The sequence below is a fragment of the Persicobacter psychrovividus genome, from assembly GCF_036492425.1.
Lineage (GTDB): Bacteria > Bacteroidota > Bacteroidia > Cytophagales > Cyclobacteriaceae > Persicobacter > Persicobacter psychrovividus.
In genome coordinates this window covers 456,409-474,691 of sequence record NZ_AP025293.1, presented here as the reverse complement: position 1 = coordinate 474,691, position 18,283 = coordinate 456,409, and the positions used below count along the sequence as shown (strand labels likewise).

The window sequence follows — 18,283 nt, the reverse complement described above, 5'->3', positions numbered from 1 at the left end:
AATTTTAAACTAATATGAGCTTATTTAATCCAAAGCATTTGCTGTCGGCCTGTATGCTTCTTGCGATGGGATTGACCTCCTGCGGAGAGCAAACCACCTCGACGACAGCCGAAGTAGCGGTGGTTCAGCATCATTTGATCCAGTCCGTTAATCCGTTTATCGGTACCTCCAACAAAGGGCATACTTATCCAGGGGCAACGACTCCCTGGGGAATGGTTACACCAACGCCTCATACCGAGGATTTTCGTCAGCCTGCCCCAACGCCAGCAGTGTATGAACACCATGATCCTTATATTTTTGGTTTCGGAACCGTCAATATTTCGGGTATTGGTTGTCCAGCTTCAGGAGCGATTCCTTTGAAAGTCTCTTCGGGGGATTTTGACATCAAGGCAGAAGCCTTCAAATCTACCTATAAAGATCAGGTGGCTACTCCTGGTTATTATAGCGTGTTCCTTGACAAATCAAAAATCAAGGCGGAAATGACGGCCACAAAGCGGACGGCACTTTACCGATTTACACCAAATGCCGAAGCGAAAACCACCAATCTTTACCTTGATTTGGGAGCTAACGTGAGTCATATTAAAGGTGGCGCATTGACCGTGCACGACGATGGCGTGATTACAGGATACAACCTCGACGGACTGTTTTGTGATACAGATGCGGAAGCCAAAACGTATTTTGCGATGAAAATCCATCAGCAGAATGTCGGTACGCAAGTCTATAAAGATGGCAAGCCAACAGATAAAACAGCAGTAGAAGGCAGTGATATCGGTATGGCTTATGTTTTCGACAATTCAGCGGTAAAAAGCCTTGAGGTAAGTGTCGGCATCAGCTTCGTGTCTGCAGAAAATGCACGCATGAATCTTGCTCAGGAACAAAACCAATTGTCTTTCAGTGAAATTCACGAACGGGCAGAAAACGAATGGGAAAAACAACTGGCAAAGGTAGAAATTGAAGGTGGGACTGATGAGGAACGCACGATTTTCTATACGGCATTGTATCACTCGATTTTATTGCCACACGTCATTAGCGATGTCGATGGCAGTTACCCGAAAATGGGCGGAACAGGCGAACCAATGAAAGCGGAGGGTTATACCCGTTACAGCACTTATTCTTTGTGGGATACTTATCGTTCGGTGCATCCGCTGATGGCCTTGCTGTACCCTAAACAACAACGCGACATGGTGGTAACCATGGTTGAAATGTACAAGGAAAGCGGCTGGTTGCCAAAATGGGAGTTGTTTGGTGCAGAATCTCATGTGATGGTGGGCGATCCTGCTGTGCCCGTAATTGTAGATACTTACAGGAAAGGAATTACCGATTTCGATGCAAAAACAGCATTGGAAGCGATGGTGAAGCAAGGGACACAAATCAAGGATAATCCTATTCGTCCGGGCTTGGCCAACTACCTGAACCTGGGCTATATTCCGATTGATGACCGTGGTGGTGACCCTAAAAAATTCACCTTCCAGAACGGTATCGTTTGGGGACCTGTTTCGACGACTTTAGAGTATAATTTTGCAGATTATTGTGTGTCAGCTTTGGCAAAAGAGTTGGGTAACACGGCCATTGAGGAGCGATTCTTCAAGCAGAGCCAGTCTTTCAAAACGCTCTATGATCCATCGACAACCTTCTTCCGTCCGAAGAAGAAAAATGGCGAATGGATGAGTCCTTTCGATCCACTGGATCGCCATTATGATATCCGCTGGAAAGGAAGTGGAGGAAAAGGATATTGCGAGGGAAATGCCTGGCAGTATAATTTCTTTGTACCGCACGCCATGCCTGCCCTTAAAGATTTAATGGGAGAAAAAGTGTTTGTCGACAAGCTTGAACAGCTGTTTGCAAAAGGCCAGTTTGATATTACCAATGAACCAGACATCACCTTCCCTTACCTGTTCAATTATGTGGATGGGCAGGCGAAGCAAACCCAGCGCATCGTTTGGGAGGAAGCAAAAACGCACTTTGTGAACGGTCCGAAAGGGATTCCTGGCAATGATGACGCAGGTACGCTTTCTGCATGGTTGGTCTTCTCGCAGCTTGGTATTTTCCCGGATGCCCCAGGTATTCCGACTTACCAACTGACAACACCGAAGTTCAAAAAAGCGACGCTTCATTTGGATGAATATGTTTATAATAACCAAACGATTGTGCTGGAGAAGCCAACGGCTGAAACCCGCTATTTCGAAACAGTGAAAAAAGCAGACGGCTCCTTGGTGGAAGGCTTCAGTATCTCGCATCAGGACCTGATCAAGGCGAAGCATTTGTCCTTTGAAGGCGAGCCGGCCGTGAATTAAGTAACGATTTTGTAGGGACGTTGCATGCAGCGTCCGTACTCAGTTGTGCAATATTTTTATCAATAAATTAACTAACTAAGTATAAATTTTTTCAGATATGGATCTTCTTAATATTGACATTCCGTCATTCAATAATAAACACAAAGACCTACACCAAAAATCTTTGGGCTTGGCGCAGGCAATTTCAGGTAAGGACAATGATACCTTCTTGGAAATCATCGAAAAAGTAAAAGCTTTTCAGGTTGCGATCCCATCATGGGCTTTGGGGACTGGCGGAACGCGCTTCGGTCGTTTTTCAGGATCAGGCGAACCAAGTACTTTGGAAGAAAAAATCAGTGATATCGGTTTGTTGCACGCCATTAACCGTTCTTCGGGGGCTGTTTCAATGCACATTCCATGGGATCAGGTAGAAGGCGACGGGCAGGAGATTAAAGCTTTTGCCGAGGAGCAGGGAATTATTTTTGATGCCGTGAATTCCAATACATTTCAGGATCAGCCTGGTCAGGAAGTATCTTACAAATTTGGTTCCCTTTGTAATGTGGATCCTGCGGTGCGTGCACATGCAGTAGCACATATGAAAGAGGTGATTGACCAAGGGGTGAAAGTGGGGTCGAAAGCACTAACAGTTTGGTTGTCTGACGGATCGAATTTCCCTGGGCAATTGGACTTTAAAGGGGCTTTGGCACGTACGGAAGCCTGTTTGAAAGAGGTGTATGACTATATGCCTGAGGACTGGACGATGTTGGTAGAGTACAAGCCTTATGAGCCGAATTTCTATTCTACGGTAATCAGCGACTGGGGAACTTCTTTCATGCTGGCAAATGCTTTGGGTGAGCGTGCAAAAACATTGGTGGATTTGGGTCACCACCTGCCGAATACCAATATTGAGCAGATTGTAGCCGTTCTTTTGGCCAAAGGTAAGCTCGGTGGTTTCCACTTCAATGATTCCAAATATGGCGATGACGATGTTACGGTAGGAGCACTAAAGCCTTACCAGTTGTTTTTGATTTTCTGTGAGCTGGTGAAGGGGATGAATGAAGATCCTTCTTTGGATTTGGCTTGGATGATTGATGCTTCTCACAATATCAAAGATCCGCTGGAAGACATTTTACAGTCGGTGGAAGCGATGAAGCTGGCCTACGCTCAGGCATTGTTGGTAGATTATAAAGCTTTGGAAGAAGCACAAGCCAACAATGATGTAACCTTGGGGCAGGAAATTCTACAAGCGGCTTTCCGTACCGATGCCCGTCCGATTGTGGCGGAAGCACGCATGCAGGCCGGTGGTGCTTTTGATGTTATTAAATGCTACCGCGAAGCGAAAGTACGAGCGCAGCTGACTGCGCAACGTGGAACTGAAGTGAAAGCTACAGGACTATGATACCGATTACGGTTGATCTGATTTTTGATATTGGCAGGACAAACAAGAAGGTCTTTGTTCTGGGTCAGCAGTCGGAAATCCTTGATCAGCAATATAAAAATTTTGAGGAGACCGTCGATGAAGACGGTTTCCCCTCAGAAGACCTTCAGGCGGTAAGTGCATGGGTGCTCGAAATGGTCGATCATTATGTGTTCTTGCCAAAGTACAATGTGAAAGGGGTTAATTTTTCTACCTATGGGGCCTCTATGGTGCATCTTGATGAAGATGGAAAGATTGTCGGCACCTTCTACAATTACCTTAAGGAATTTCCTGCAGAAACAGCGGCACGGCTTAAAAAACATTACCCTAATTTGGATGATTTTTCCATTGCGACCCAAAGCCCTTATATGGGTTTTCTGAACAGTGGTTTGCAGTTGCTTTTTTTGAAATATGAGCGCCCGGAGTCCTTCGCGCGTATTGATTGCAGCTTGCATCTTCCGCAGTATTTTACTTTCTTATTGACGGGGCAAAAATACAGTGAATTTACCTCGATTGGCTGTCATACGGGATTGTGGGATTTGGAAAGAAAATCCTGTGCTAAATGGCTCAAGGACGAGAATTTATTGAAACTATTGCCTGTGCCAAGCCCAACGGATCAAGTGATTGAAACCGTGTATAAGGGCGTGAAATTAAACGTAGGATTGGGGATTCACGATAGTTCCTCTACTTTAATTCCATACCTTCAGCAGACCGAAGAACCTTTTGTTTTGCTGAGCACTGGCACATGGAGCATCAGTATGAATCCATTCAATCAGTCGATGCTCGATGAGCAAACCCTTGCGCAGGATTGTATGAATTTCATGACCATCAATGGGCAGTCCGTTTTGGCTTCACGCCTGTTGTTGGGTAAGCATTATGCCGAGCAGGTCAAGTTGTTGAATGCCCATTTTGGCGTTAATGAAGATCTGCATAAGACGCTTCCTTATCAAGTCAAAAAATCTAAAAGAAAAGAAGCGAATCAATGCTTGTTCAATCATCATCTGATTGCGATTGAACGTTTTGGACTGCAATCGGCAACGAAGGTTGATTTGTCAATATTCCAAGATTTTGAAGAGGCCTACTGGCATTTGATGGACGAGCTGACCGATGCGCAAGTGAAAGTGTTGGAGCTCGCTTTGGGTGGTCAGACCTCAGGTAAAATCTTCGTCGATGGAGGCTTTGTGCATAATCAGTATTTCATGCAGATGCTCAAAGAGAAGTTGCCAACGCATCAGTTTTTGGTCACCGAACAAGGCAATGGTGCCTGTATCGGCGCGGCCATCATGCTGAATGATACGGCGGTGTTACACCATAAATTACAGAATAAAGTTATTTGTTGATTTGAAATGTGTTGGAGCAGGACATGCCTTGTTTTTTTGATCGGTCAAGCGGTTCGCTTGGGCAATGAAAGATTGATTAACAGGCTTTGATCCAAGCGGGATGCTTGAACTGAAGAAGCAAGTCCATACCCACAAACTTATAAAATTAAATATCATGAAATTAACCAAACATCCATCCGTGATTATCTCTGAAATCATGGGCATTATATATAAAGGAGAAATGACCACACTTTCTGGTGGAAATATCTCCATGTTGGACGAAGAAGGCAACCTTTGGATCAGCCCTGCTGGCTATGATAAAGGTTCCCTGACGCCTAAAGATATTGTTTGTGTAAAAAAAGATGGTTCGTATGAAGGGATTCATCGGCCATCAAGTGAATTCCCTTTTCACTATGCCATCTATGATCGTCGCCCAGACCTGAAGGCGGTCATTCATGCCCACCCAAAAGCGTTGGTTTCTTTTTCTATTGTTCGGGAAATTCCTGACATGAAAATTCTTCCTCATACTGCTGATATTTGTCCTTCGATTGGTTACGCACCATACCGTTTGCCAGGTTCTGAGGCTTTGGGAGAAAGTATCGCCAATGAATTTGAGAAAGGTTTTGATGCGGTGATCATGGAAAATCACGGTACGGTTGTCGGTGGGAAAGACCTGTTGAGTGCTTTCCAGCGTTTTGAAGCCATGGAAACGGCAGCATTGTCTATTATCGATGCTAAAAAACTGGGCGGATACAATGTACTGACGGATGAACAGGTGCAAAAATCCTTCACCCAATTCCCACAAACGCGTACGGGTAAATCCGAGATCGCCTACACCACTTATGAACTTGCGGTAAGGGATGAGATTATCCGTTTCGTTAAGCGTGCCTGTAAGCAGAAATTGATGAACAACTATTTCGGTACGGTATCGCACCGAACGCATGGGGATGATTTTTTGGTTACCCGTCGTCATATGGCGCGCCGATTTATCCGTAACAAGGATGTGGTGAAAATTACCAAAGGGGAATCGGAAGCAGGCAAGGAAGCATCGAACCTGCACCAATTGCATGAGGCTATTTATGCCAAGCACGATCATGTGAATTCGGTGATTTTTACACAAGGGAAAGGGATTTCTGCCTTTGCCATTTCTGATGCTAAATTTGATACCCGCACCATTCCAGAGAGTTATATCCTGCTGAAAGATATTCCATTTATTGGCTATGATGAATTTATGGCGGACCCTTCTGTTTTGGTGAATACTTTGAATAAAGAAACGCCGATTGTGGTGATTCGAAACTTCGGTTTGGTGGTTACCGGTACTTCGATGCTGGATGCTTATGACCGCCTTGAAGTGGCCGAGTTCAGTGCAGAATCCTTGATCGAAAGTACGCTTATTGGAAAATTGGCGCGCATCGGCGATGGAGAGATTCAAGATATTGTAGATAAATTTTTGAGTTAATTGAATACAATTGAAATTAGTTTGAGAGGGTGGCAGCATGCTGCCCTTTTCTTTTGAATCTTTAATTTTCTGTGAATACAACACAATCAAAGGATTGCAGTTTGGGTAAATGATGGGCTGGTTGCGGTTGTAGGCCGTTATTTTTCAGTGAATTATAATTATAGGAGAAAATTCTGCTCCGTTTTTCTAAAGTAGTAGCCTATTACAACTGCAGTGCCATACCTTGGATTTATAAATTTTTTCAAATGAAGCAAATTAAAAAGTTGTTTACCGATCAGGTCAGCAGTGTCAATGAATACGAGCGTGAACCTGTGCCTGAATCCGAAGTAAAAGGATTTAAGAGTTTTGTAGGGATGGTGTCCGGAGAACATATTGCCGGAACCGAATTTGTTATTGGCCCCTTGTTTGTGCTCCACGGCGCATCAGCTATCGATGTGGTCTTTGGCCTCCTTTTGGGGAATATTCTGGCGACCTTAAGCTGGGTGCTGGTCTGTGCTCCTGCCGCCGTGAAAGTCCGTACGACCATCTTTTACCAGCTCGAGCGAATCAGTGGTAAAGGTATCGTTACGTTGTACAACAGTATAAATGGTTTACTTTTCTGTGTGGCCGCCGCTGCTATGGTGGGGGTTTCTGCCTCTGCGGTAGGGATCATGCTCAATATTGAAGGCCCGGGCATGACCGACCTCTATCCGACGAGTCCTGTTTGGGTAGGGATTATCTTTGCTATTGGCGCCGTAATTGCGATTGTCGCAACTTTCGGTTTTGATAAAGTATCCAAGTTTGCAAACATCTTTGCGCCATGGATGCCATTGATTTTCTTCTCGGCAGGTTTAGCGATGTTACCCACATTGGGTGTGCATTCTTTAAGTGATTTTTGGACGGTAGCTCAGGAGAAAATTTGGACAGGTGTACCAGCCGCAGGGCAAACAAAATATACATTTTGGCACATACTTATTTTCTCTTGGTTATGTAACAGTGCAATGCATTTAGGTTTAGCTGATATGTCAATTTATCGATATGCTAAAAAATCATATTATGGAATTGCCTCTGCCTTTGGAATGTTTATCGGCCACTTTATGGCCTGGATAGCTTCGGGGATTTTATGTGCCGTAGCGGTGCAGGCAGGAAACGCCAACCCTTCACCTGGGCATATCGCTTTTATGGGGGCTGGTTATGCTGGTTTGATTTGTGTGATTATTGCCGGATGGACTACCGCCAACCCAACAATTTACCGCTCAGGCTTAGCCGTTCAGGGTTTGTTGCCCAATATGAAACGTTGGAAAATCACCCTTTGGGTAGGTTTGGTAACCACCATATTGGCCTGTTCTCCAGCGATTATTGCCAAGCTTGATCAGTTTTTAGGGATATATGCGCTTTGTGCAGCACCTATTGGCGCAATTGTAATGACCGATATTTTTGTTTTTCCTAAGTTGAACTTGATTTCTAATTTAGCGGAAGAAACAAAGAAGTTTATTAATTGGTCAGTCGGACTAAGCTGGGCAGTGTCAATTCTGGGTTCATTCGCTGTTTATAAGTATTTTGAATTTGATTTTTACTTTTTTGCAGCAATACCTGGTTGGCTTATAGGAATATTTAGCTATATTATATTCGCTAAAGCACAGCAAAGAAACTTAATTATTGAGAAACAAAAAGTTGAAGAATATGAAGTCCATTAAGTATATTATCAGACCGATTTCATACATTGGTTTGGCGTTGACTTTACTGCCTTGTTTCTTTGTTTTTTCAGGGCATTTAGATTTAGATTCATACAAAAAAATTATTTTGGCAGGTACCGCAATTTGGATTTTTACCGCGCCATTTTGGATTAATAAATAATATTGATTTCGATTGATTTGGGGGAATTGATCGACAATTGTAGTCTATCTAAGTGATACTACGGCAAGGCTGTTCTCGTGAGGGCAGCCTTTTTTCTTTGTCTAATTTTGTATGGGACTTTTTATTTTTGCAGGAGGTTAACAGTAGCGGCCTTTCGGTGTTTATGCTTTAGAACGTGTTTAAAACTGAAAATTCAGAGGATTATCGCAATGATGGATTATTTTGAGCGCATAGCAGCGCTATTGTAGACAAATCATTCAAAATCAATACCTATATTCTGAACTTGAAGGAAGAAGCTAAATTTTTGAACACGCTCCTAATACCTATCGGGGAAGGTTTCCTTGGGTAGGGTACTAACAGAAAATAAATACTATGGGAAGCAATAAAAGTACATTAAAAAAGGTGGCAGAAGTTTTCACGATTACCTCAAGTGGTCTTGCGCTGGGGATGAAGGTGGGGAAAAATTTTGGTAAACGTAAAGGTATATTGGGGGTCGGTTTTGCAGTTTTTGCTTTACTGACTTACATCCTCTTGGAAAAAAAGGAACAGGCTGAGGCTTAAGGGCTCTTCAGTAGTAAGGCGGGCAACATATGGCTCGCTTTTTCTATTTTGAATCAGTTTAACATAATGCATCCGGGGTGTGTAATGCATTGTTTTAAAAGTTAAGCAGTCAAAATTTTTCAGCCACTCATTATGATCGATGCATCCCATGGCGTTGCGGTAACAGGAGGGTATTTTTGGAGGCCATTTTGGTTCATTCCAACAGGGCTATTTTATGATGAGTTGATTAGCGAATAAATGAAAAGTGATAAGATTGACATTATTATTTATATCGTATCGCACTAATTTAAATTATATTTGGTATTGGTTAAGTTATTAAATGTCCTGATAGTGTGTTTTAAGCAACATAATAATCTATTTTTATGACTAAAAACATCATTTATCTGAGCTGCTTTTTTAGATGTTTGGAGCACTTTTGCCCTGTATACTGAGGCAGTAATATAGTAATGAACGCGATATATTTGGGGAGCTACGGGGCTTTTTGGCGAGTTCTAAACGGAAGTTGATTTAGCTCTCTAAAATATTTGATAGCCTTACAGCTTCCCTAATACTTTTTGAAAGATCAATTTATACGCGATAATAGAAACCTATTTTTTATTAATACCATCATTAAACATGAGACCTACTATTATAATCAGCATATTTTTTCTTCTCACTTTAACCGCTTGCGATCCATCCTATATTGCCACAAGCATTGTGGATAATCAATTAAGTGAACCGATCATTTTCAAATTTTATGCAAGTAATAGGAGTATAGATTTTCGAGACACGGTGGTCATTTTTGAGATGGAGAATGGTCAAAAAACGGTTATTCAGAAGGAAGAAAATTTAGGAGGAGGGCACGGTTTTCCACGGGGAATAGATTCTGTTTTTGTTATTACACAGAATGATGCTGTCAAATGGATTAATCCAATATATAGAGATGAGACACATCATGCAAAACGACCAGACATCTATAACCAGATGAATTGGATTCCACAAAATGGCAACTTCAAGGACGATGATTATCTCTTTGTTATAGATCATCAGTTATTTGAATAGGCAGTTTTCAGGAAGTGAATCATCCCTTTTTTACCCAAATAACCGGCAGGAAACATAACCCGCTACAAGAGAGAAGAGAGCAACAACCTTTGATCCACCCAGCATTACTTTAAGTTAACCAACATCAACTAATCTTTACAATAAGGAGTATTTATCAAAAATCCGAATTGGCCGTCATGTTTTGTTACTGAATTGCTTAATCATGCTGTCTGCATTTTCATGCTATGATTATGAGATATCTGCAAAAATTGAAAATAGAACAGATTTTGACTTATTATTAATTCAGAGAGATACCGCTTTAGGCCACCAAACATCAGACTATACTTTTACTATTCCAGCGAAGAGCTCATTCGATTTTGCTTGGGGCACCTTCAATGAAAATGATGGTAAAAAATTCAGGGTAACACAAATATTGTCAGGCACAAGAGCCCCCGATACGAAAACATCATTATACATCTATGATACATTAGTTCCTGAATGGAAATTAGTGACGAATTGGAAAGGAGGCTGGTTTCATAAGCCCTCTGCTACGGATAATCATTTTTATAATGTTACAAGTTGGGAAGAGAAACAAATTGGTGCCGACCATTACCAAATTACCTTCACGATTACATCGGATGATTTTGGTAGGGGAATATCAAAATAGAGATTTGATTTTACTTTATAAGTTGAATATTAATCGATAAAAAGACTGTTTATATAGTATTCATAGTGTATATTTAGTAATCAATTTTTATGATTCTTCCTATACCTTATGATAAAGCAATTATTACAATGGAGTTGCTTACTCCTATTTTTTGCGCAACCCTTTCAAACACTGGCCAACGAGGAGAAGCGCCCATTTATTTTTTCGGTGAATGTTTCAAGTGGAGATCGTTCCTTTTATTTATGGGTTAGAGCAGATGAAGAAGACCCTGATTACGGGGAATATGTGATTGACTGGGGCGATGGGACTGCCTTGGAAAGCTACAAGGTAGATACGCCTGTTAAAAAAATTGGACATACCTTTCCTATTCGGGGGAAGTATGAAATAACGATATATGGGACGATACCGCATATTACTTTTTTTGATATTGAAAATCCCTATGAACATAGGAGCGGCCATAAGATAGCTGAGATCATTCAGTGGGGAGATAACGATTGGCGTTCGATGGCACATATGCTTCGAGGTACGGGGGATTTACATATTACCACATCAGATGCACCAAATCTTTCAAAAGTAGAGGACATGAACTCGATGTTTAGCTCTTCGGATTTAACCGGTAGTATTGATCATTGGGATGTCAGTAAGGTGAAAAATATGAAATCGACGTTTAGATCGGCAAAGCTGGGGAATTCAACATTGAAAAACTGGGATGTGAGCAGTGTAACGGCGATGGACTCGATGTTTTATCAAGCTTTTAGTGTCCCCACTCTTGACGCGAGTGATTGGAATGTTGGGCATGTAGAGAGTATGCGTTCTATGTTTCAAAAAACCTCTTTTCAAGGGGATATTAGTAATTGGGATGTCGGCAGTGTTCGAAACATGGAATCGATGTTTGAAAATATTTATACTTTGGAAGTCGATTTAAGTAAGTGGGATGTACACAATGTAACAACGATGGAACGCATGTTTTATGGTACGTACAGTTTTAATTCAGATTTAAGTCGATGGGATGTCGGTAATGTGACCACGATGGAAGGTATGTTTTATGCTGCGAACGGTTTTGATTCAGATATAAGCCGATGGGATGTAGGCAATGTAGCGACGATGAATCGTATGTTTTATGGTGCGAGCGGTTTTGATTCAGACTTAAATCGTTGGGATGTGAGTAATGTAACAACGATGGAAGGTATGTTTTATGGTGCGACCAGTTTTGATTCAGACTTAAATCATTGGGATGTGAGTAAGGTGGTGAGCATGCGTGAAATGTTTTCAGGAGCACATTATTTTAGTGGCAATATAGCAGATTGGGATGTTGGTAACGTTCGGAATATGGAACGGATGTTTCGTTATGCACGAAAATTCAATTGTGATATCAGTCAATGGGATGTAACTAATGTAACCAATATGTATGAAATATTTGCGTATGGCAACCTTAGTCCTTTGTATTTTGACAAATTAGTGAAAGCATGGAGTGCATTGGATTTGCAACGAAATGGATACTTTTCTTCTCCTACTTTCTATTATTGTAATGAAGAAAGTAGGGACTATCTGAAGAAGTTAGAAAAAGAGTTTAGATGGACTGTTAGTGGGAGATTAACGAAAGTTTGCACGCCTATAGTAATTTTTGATAGTAATGGAGGGGAACCGTCAACCTATCAAGAAAGTTATCCTAATGCAAGATATATGGTACAACCTCCGGAGATCGTTCCTACAAAGGAAGGCAGGCCCTGTTTAGCTTGGACGATAAGTCCTGATGGAGGCACTACATGGGATTTTTCAAAAGACATGGTTAGTGATGCAGGAGATACTTTGTATGCAAAATACGATTATCAGATTTGGGCATCTGCTTTGGAAGGAGGAACGCTCTCTGAAGAGCATGTAACCGTAGTACCAAATCAGTCGAAAACATTTAATTTAACGCTTGATGAGGGCTATAAACTTTTTTGTTGGAGCTTAGATGGTGAGCTACAGCCTGAAACTTCCCTTTCTTACACATTGGAAAATATCACTGCCGATCATCGTTTAGAAGCTTGTGTAGGGAAAGAAGAGGATTTTATTATAAATATCTCGATTTCAGATGATCATGATTTCCGCTTGTATATTGTTGGAGATGTAAACGGTTCTGAATTTGGTGAGTACACGATAAATTGGGGCGATGGCACAACAACAAGTGGAACAACAACATCGGAAAGGCAAAAGGAAATAGCGCATAACTATTCTGAAAGTGGGAATTATTTTGTGAGTGTAAGAGGAAGAATTCCACAATTGAACTTTACAGATGCTTCACCTATTGACTATACAAATGTGGCTAAAGTAACCGAAGTACTGAATTGGGGAGATAATGAATGGTACAGTATGGAGGGTATGTTTCATATGGCACAAAACCTGGAAAAAGTAAGTCCACAAAGCCCGAATTTGTCTAAAGTAAAGAACATGTCTGGGATGTTTCAACTCGCAACGAAATTCAAGGGAGATATCAGTGAATGGGATGTGAGTAAGGTGACCAACATGGAGTCAATGTTTCATTATGCAAAATCATTTCATGGAGATCTCAGTCAGTGGGATGTAAGCAGTGTGACGGATATGCGATGGCTGTTTGATAAGGCAGAACAATTTAATTCGGACTTGACAAATTGGGATGTGAGTAAGGTCACTGACATGACTGGTGTGTTTCGACTCACAAAGGAATTTAATGGAGATATCAGTCAATGGGATGTAAGCAGTGTGACGAACATGGAAGGAATGTTTACTGGAGCAAAATCATTTAACGGAGATCTCAGTCAATGGGATGTCAGTAATGTGACGAATATGCGATCGCTGTTTTATGAAACAGGAGCATTTAATGGAGACCTAAGCAATTGGGACGTCAGTAATGTGACGAATATGCGATCGCTGTTTCGACTCACAAAGAAATTTAATGGAGATCTCAGTCAATGGGATGTAAGCAGTGTGACGAACATGGAAGGAATGTTTTTTTCTTCAGCATCATTTAACGGAGACCTAAGCAATTGGGACGTCAGTAATGTGACGAATATGTCATGGATGTTTTATGAAACAGGAGCATTCAATGGAGATCTCAGTCAATGGGATGTGAGTAATGTGACGGACATGTCATGGATGTTTAGTTCTTCAGCATCGTTTAACGGAGACCTAAGCAATTGGGACGTCAGTAAGGTGACGAACATGTGGGGAATGTTTTATAATGCGAAATCCTTTAATAAGGACATAAGTGCCTGGGATGTGAGTAATGTGACGAATATGACAGACATGTTTGATCAAAATGATGTTTATGCCCCTATGTTTTTTGATCGCTTATTGGAAGCTTGGACAAAATTGGACTTACAGGAGGGTGTAAATTTTGGGAATCCCCAATATTATTGCGATGCACTAAGTTTAGGATATATCAATCAATTGAGAGCGGACAAGAGATGGTGGATTGGTCCTGCCTATCAGGAGTGTTCATCCTACACGGTTATTTTTGATAGTCGAGGAGGGAATCCACAAAATCAAATTGAGGTGATCACAAATTTATCAGGAAAAGTGTCTGCGCCCACTCCATTCCCCATAAAAGATAATCAAGTCTGCGTAGGCTGGGCAACAAGTGCAGATAATGGAGAACATTTAGATTTTCAGTGGGATTTTGAGACCAAGGTAGAGGAAGATATAACGCTGTACGCGAAATATGATTATCAATTATGGGCTTCTTCGCTATTAAAAGGCTCAAAATCGTTACCGGAGCAGGTTACGGTAAGTCCGAATAGTGATTATACTTTTCAATTGGATTTAGAAGAGGGTGAAAAGGTACTTTATTGGATTCTGGATGGTGAGATTCGGTATGAATCAGCATTATCCAAAACGTTTACTATTGATAATGTTCAATCGGATCATAGGGTACAGGCAGTAGTGGTAGATGAAGATGATTTTGTATTTAAAGCAAGGTCAGATGAGTGGACCGGAGAATTTCACATTACGATTGATGCAGCCGAAAATGGGGCGGTAGAGAGTGACTATATCATCTATTGGGGCGATGGGGAATCAACAAAGGGAGGTTCTTCTTCTCGGGAAATAGTAAGTCATACTTATGAAGGTAAGGGAGAGAAATATCAAATTGCTATTTCCGGTAAGGTTCCACATCTCTCATTTTATAGCACTCCTTCTGATGGTTATTGGAATAATGCATCGGCCGTTTCTGCATTGCTACAATGGGGAAATAATGAGTGGTACAGGATGGATAGCATGTTTATGAATTCCACTTTTATTGAGGACTTATCGAATGATGCACCTAATCTGTCAAAGGTCAAGTCTATGCGTTATATGTTTCATAAAACTTATTTTTCAAAGACGGATATGCTCAATACCTCAGAATGGGATGTGAGTAAGGTGACGGATATGCAAGGTATGTTTAGATATTCAAGAGATTTCTCTGGAGACTTGAGCAATTGGGATGTTGGCAATGTAACGGATATGAGCCGTATGTTTTCACTAGCAAATGGCGAAATAGGAGATTTGAGGAACTGGAATGTTAGCAGTGTGACCGATATGAAAGAGATGTTTAATAGCGCCACAGGATTTGACTGCGATTTGAAGAATTGGGATGTGAGCAATGTGACAGATATGACATCGATGTTTGATAGAGCGGAAATCTTCAATGGGGATATTAGTCAATGGGATGTTGGTAATGTTCGGAATATGGAACGGATGTTTCGTTATGCACAAAAATTCAATTGTGATCTCAGTCAATGGGATGTGAGTGCAGTGCAGACAATGAATAAAATGTTTAATGAAGCGAAATCATTCAATAGGGATATCAGTGGGTGGGATATCGCATCTATTACTGACATGGGTGGAATGTTTGAAGGCGCCAATGCGTATCCTGCAGAAAATTACGATCGGTTAATGAAGCATTGGTATCCAATGATGGTTAAAAAAGAAAGCATTGCTTTTGGTGCCCCTCCCTATTACTGTGATGCTGAAACGTTTGATAAACGTCTTCAATTGATTATTTTAAATGACTGGGACATAACGAATAGTGAGCAGGACTGTAAACTGAAGGTAAAATTTAACTCCCTTGGAGGGATACCAAACGATTTTCCCGATCAAATCTTTCGGCAGGCAATAGGAATCGCTGTTCCAGGGAACCTCCCTGTTCGTAATGGATTTGAATCAATGGGGTGGTACACCAGCAAGGATGGTGGATTGAGCTATGAAGGTAGATATTATAGTTGGAGAGATACAATAAACATCGATACCACCTTATATGCAAAATACGATTATCAAATCAGGATCGAAACAGGGGTTGGAGGCGTTGCATTGGAGGATGTCGTGCTTGTATCACCAGGCAGTGACCATACCTTTACCGTTCAACCTGATGAAGGCTATATTGTGAGCTATTGGGTGGTGCAGGGAGAGGAAAAGTGGTCAAGTAAAAGTAACTCATATACGATACCAGAAATCTCTGAGGACATGAGGTTAGAGGTTTACTTTAACCCAAAAAAATACAGACTGATTGGTAGATCCCATAAAGGTGGGACAGTGAGCCCTCAAAACGTACTATTAACACATGGGGAAAGCCAAACATTTACTTTTAATCCTGAAGAAAATTACAAAATAGACGATGTGCTGATTGATGGGAAGTCGATAGGAGCGGTTAGTCAATATACCTTTGAAGAGATCTCACAGGATCATTTAGTGGAAGTCATATTTGGTTTAAAGGAATTTACCATCGAGGTCGTTCAGTCAGAAAATGGAACGATCAGCCCTGAGCGTACGAAGGTTTATGCTGGCGATACGCTGGAATTTTCGTTTGTACCGAATCGCTTTTGTGAACTTGTCGATGTTATCGTTGATAACCAGTCGGTCGGGCCTGTGGATAAATATATCTTCAGTGATATTAATGAAGACCATACCATTACAGCTGTTTTTGAGCGTATCTTGGCTAATGATACCCACACATCAGTATATTTTTATCCTAACCCCGCCAAGAACGAAATCTTAATAGAGGGAATTACTACGCCTTACAATATCAAAATTTTGGACCTGACAGGACGAGTAATTTTGCAAGAGGAAGCAGAGAGGAAAAAGATTGATATTAGCGCATTGGGACAAGGAGTATATCAGGTCATGGTGAACGGCGTTGTTATCGGGCAATTGGTTAAGCAATAAGTGCTCAGGAAGAAGGTCATATTTTTGAAAACACCTATTGAGGGTGCGTTAATTTTTACTTTGAAAATAGATAGGATTGGCAATGTCACCGGATAAAGCTAATCTTTATTTTTTATATTATTCTTATGAAGAACTACTTATGGTTATGGAGTAGCCTACTCCTTTTTTGTGTACAAATATGGCCAATTGAGGCGATGGGACAGGATCGCCCATTGATTATTCAATTAGAAGTACCTCAATACGAAAAAGATTTTTTTATTAAAATAAGGGGCGATGTGAATGGTTCTGGAGCAAGTGACTTTGTTATCGACTGGGGGGATGGAACGACAACAAAAGGCGGTTCGATGGGAATAGATTCTTTAGGACACAGTTATGCGCATGTTGGGAATTACACTGTCAAAGTGAAAGGGAAAGTACCTCACTTATCTTTTATTTCGGTTCAACCTTATTCTTATGAAGAGGGTTTGCTCTTGAAACCGAATGCAGAAAAAGTGACAGAGCTTACGCAATGGGGGGATAATAGGTGGTACAGCATGAGTTCTATGTTTTCTTATGCCAAGGATCTTAAAATAAAAGCAACCGATCAACCCGACCTAAGTCATGTAGAAACGATAGGCAAAATGTTTTATCAAGCAATAAATTTTGAAGGAGATTTAAGCCTATGGAATGTGAGTAATGTCAAGTGTATGGAAAGCGCATTCTATAAGGCAGTATATTTTACCAGTGATTTAAGTGCCTGGGATGTGGAAAATGTAACCGATTTTAGTCGCATGTTTGCTCATTCATATGACTTTGACAGTGATTTAAGTCATTGGAATGTCAGTAATGCGAAAGATATCTCCTATATGTTCACATGGTGTAAACTGTTTGAAAGTGATTTGAGTCAATGGGATGTGAGCAATGTTACGACGATGAATGGTGTTTTTTCTCATAATCTTGGATTTACCAGTGATTTGAGTCAATGGGATATAAGCAATGTTACCTCGATGCAATCCATGTTTTATTTTGCAAAACATTTCACTAGTGCTACACCCCCTAAATTTAGCATGATTTTTTCTTGAATCACTGTATGGGAAGAAAAACATCTATTGTCATTGATCTGACGGAGCGAGAAGAGAGACTACTATTTAGAATTATTAATAGTGGGAAGACGCCTTCAAATATTCGTCGCCGAGCCTCATTTGTGTACCATTTTAATAAGGGGTTAAGCTTCAAAGAGATTTGTGCTAATGAAAAAGCAGATCCCAATACAGTGAAGAGATGGCTTAATAAATGGGACGCAATCAATGAGTTAGATGAAACCCAAAATAAAATAGGAGATACTGAATTTATCCGACTTATTTATGAACAATTAACTGATTCTAAAAGAAGCGGAAGGAAACCTCGTTTAACTGCCGAAGAAAAAATTCAAGTGCAAACATTAAGCTGCCAAGATCCTCAAGATTATGATGTTCCAATCACTGAATGGTCTCATGAGTCTTTGAGTGAGCAAGCGAAGAAAATGGGAATCGAAATCTCATCAAGTCATGTTGGTCGACTTTTAAAAAAACGAATTAAGTCCTCATAAAA

The 18,283-nt window shown here is 41.0% G+C and carries 11 protein-coding genes; all 11 read left to right on the top strand.

The genetic code is table 11. From position 1 onward, the window contains the following. Positions 1-14: 14 nt before the first annotated feature. Entirely contained in the window at positions 15-2,294 is a 2,280-nt protein-coding gene (locus AABK40_RS15500; protein ID WP_338398568.1) for a GH92 family glycosyl hydrolase, read from the top strand. Between the two features lie 97 nt (positions 2,295-2,391). Next, complete coding sequence (locus tag AABK40_RS15495; RefSeq protein WP_338398567.1) at positions 2,392-3,672, top strand: sugar isomerase; 1,281 nt, start codon at positions 2,392-2,394, stop codon at positions 3,670-3,672. Further along, positions 3,669-5,030, top strand: a complete 1,362-nt coding sequence (locus AABK40_RS15490; RefSeq protein WP_338398566.1) for an FGGY family carbohydrate kinase — start codon at positions 3,669-3,671, stop codon at positions 5,028-5,030. The genes AABK40_RS15495 and AABK40_RS15490 overlap by 4 nt, the downstream gene beginning before the upstream one ends. A gap of 154 nt (positions 5,031-5,184) precedes the next feature. Then, positions 5,185-6,468, top strand: coding sequence for a class II aldolase/adducin family protein (locus AABK40_RS15485; protein WP_332921948.1), 1,284 nt, complete (start codon positions 5,185-5,187; stop codon positions 6,466-6,468). A gap of 245 nt (positions 6,469-6,713) precedes the next feature. Further along, on the top strand, positions 6,714-8,144 hold the full coding sequence (locus tag AABK40_RS15480) for a purine-cytosine permease family protein (protein ID WP_332921949.1): 1,431 nt from the start codon (positions 6,714-6,716) through the stop codon (positions 8,142-8,144). Between the two features lie 532 nt (positions 8,145-8,676). Beyond that, positions 8,677-8,865 (top strand): hypothetical protein, encoded by a 189-nt coding sequence (locus AABK40_RS15475; RefSeq protein WP_338398565.1) that lies wholly within the window; start codon positions 8,677-8,679, stop codon positions 8,863-8,865. Positions 8,866-9,480: 615 nt separating this feature from the next. Then, positions 9,481-9,906: a hypothetical protein gene (locus AABK40_RS15470; RefSeq protein WP_338398564.1), complete on the top strand. Its 426-nt coding sequence runs from the start codon at positions 9,481-9,483 to the stop codon at positions 9,904-9,906. Positions 9,907-10,108: 202 nt separating this feature from the next. After that, on the top strand, positions 10,109-10,552 hold the full coding sequence (locus AABK40_RS15465; RefSeq protein WP_338398563.1) for a hypothetical protein: 444 nt from the start codon (positions 10,109-10,111) through the stop codon (positions 10,550-10,552). A 108-nt stretch (positions 10,553-10,660) separates the two neighbouring features. Next, positions 10,661-16,714, top strand: coding sequence for a BspA family leucine-rich repeat surface protein (locus tag AABK40_RS15460; protein ID WP_338398562.1), 6,054 nt, complete (start codon positions 10,661-10,663; stop codon positions 16,712-16,714). A 125-nt stretch (positions 16,715-16,839) separates the two neighbouring features. After that, positions 16,840-17,775 carry a BspA family leucine-rich repeat surface protein gene (locus AABK40_RS15455; protein WP_338398561.1) on the top strand — a complete coding sequence of 312 codons (936 nt, stop codon included), beginning with the start codon at positions 16,840-16,842 and terminating at the stop codon, positions 17,773-17,775. Between the two features lie 8 nt (positions 17,776-17,783). Then, positions 17,784-18,281 carry a helix-turn-helix domain-containing protein gene (locus tag AABK40_RS15450; protein WP_338397051.1) on the top strand — a complete coding sequence of 166 codons (498 nt, stop codon included), beginning with the start codon at positions 17,784-17,786 and terminating at the stop codon, positions 18,279-18,281. Positions 18,282-18,283: the final 2 nt, after the last annotated feature.

Coding starts and splice junctions, on each gene's coding strand:
- AABK40_RS15500 (WP_338398568.1), top strand. CDS start 15: ATGAGCTTATTTAATCCAAAGCATTTGCTGTCGGCCTGTATGCTTCTT.
- AABK40_RS15495 (WP_338398567.1), top strand. CDS start 2,392: ATGGATCTTCTTAATATTGACATTCCGTCATTCAATAATAAACACAAA.
- AABK40_RS15490 (WP_338398566.1), top strand. CDS start 3,669: ATGATACCGATTACGGTTGATCTGATTTTTGATATTGGCAGGACAAAC.
- AABK40_RS15485 (WP_332921948.1), top strand. CDS start 5,185: ATGAAATTAACCAAACATCCATCCGTGATTATCTCTGAAATCATGGGC.
- AABK40_RS15480 (WP_332921949.1), top strand. CDS start 6,714: ATGAAGCAAATTAAAAAGTTGTTTACCGATCAGGTCAGCAGTGTCAAT.
- AABK40_RS15475 (WP_338398565.1), top strand. CDS start 8,677: ATGGGAAGCAATAAAAGTACATTAAAAAAGGTGGCAGAAGTTTTCACG.
- AABK40_RS15470 (WP_338398564.1), top strand. CDS start 9,481: ATGAGACCTACTATTATAATCAGCATATTTTTTCTTCTCACTTTAACC.
- AABK40_RS15465 (WP_338398563.1), top strand. CDS start 10,109: ATGCTGTCTGCATTTTCATGCTATGATTATGAGATATCTGCAAAAATT.
- AABK40_RS15460 (WP_338398562.1), top strand. CDS start 10,661: ATGATAAAGCAATTATTACAATGGAGTTGCTTACTCCTATTTTTTGCG.
- AABK40_RS15455 (WP_338398561.1), top strand. CDS start 16,840: ATGAAGAACTACTTATGGTTATGGAGTAGCCTACTCCTTTTTTGTGTA.
- AABK40_RS15450 (WP_338397051.1), top strand. CDS start 17,784: ATGGGAAGAAAAACATCTATTGTCATTGATCTGACGGAGCGAGAAGAG.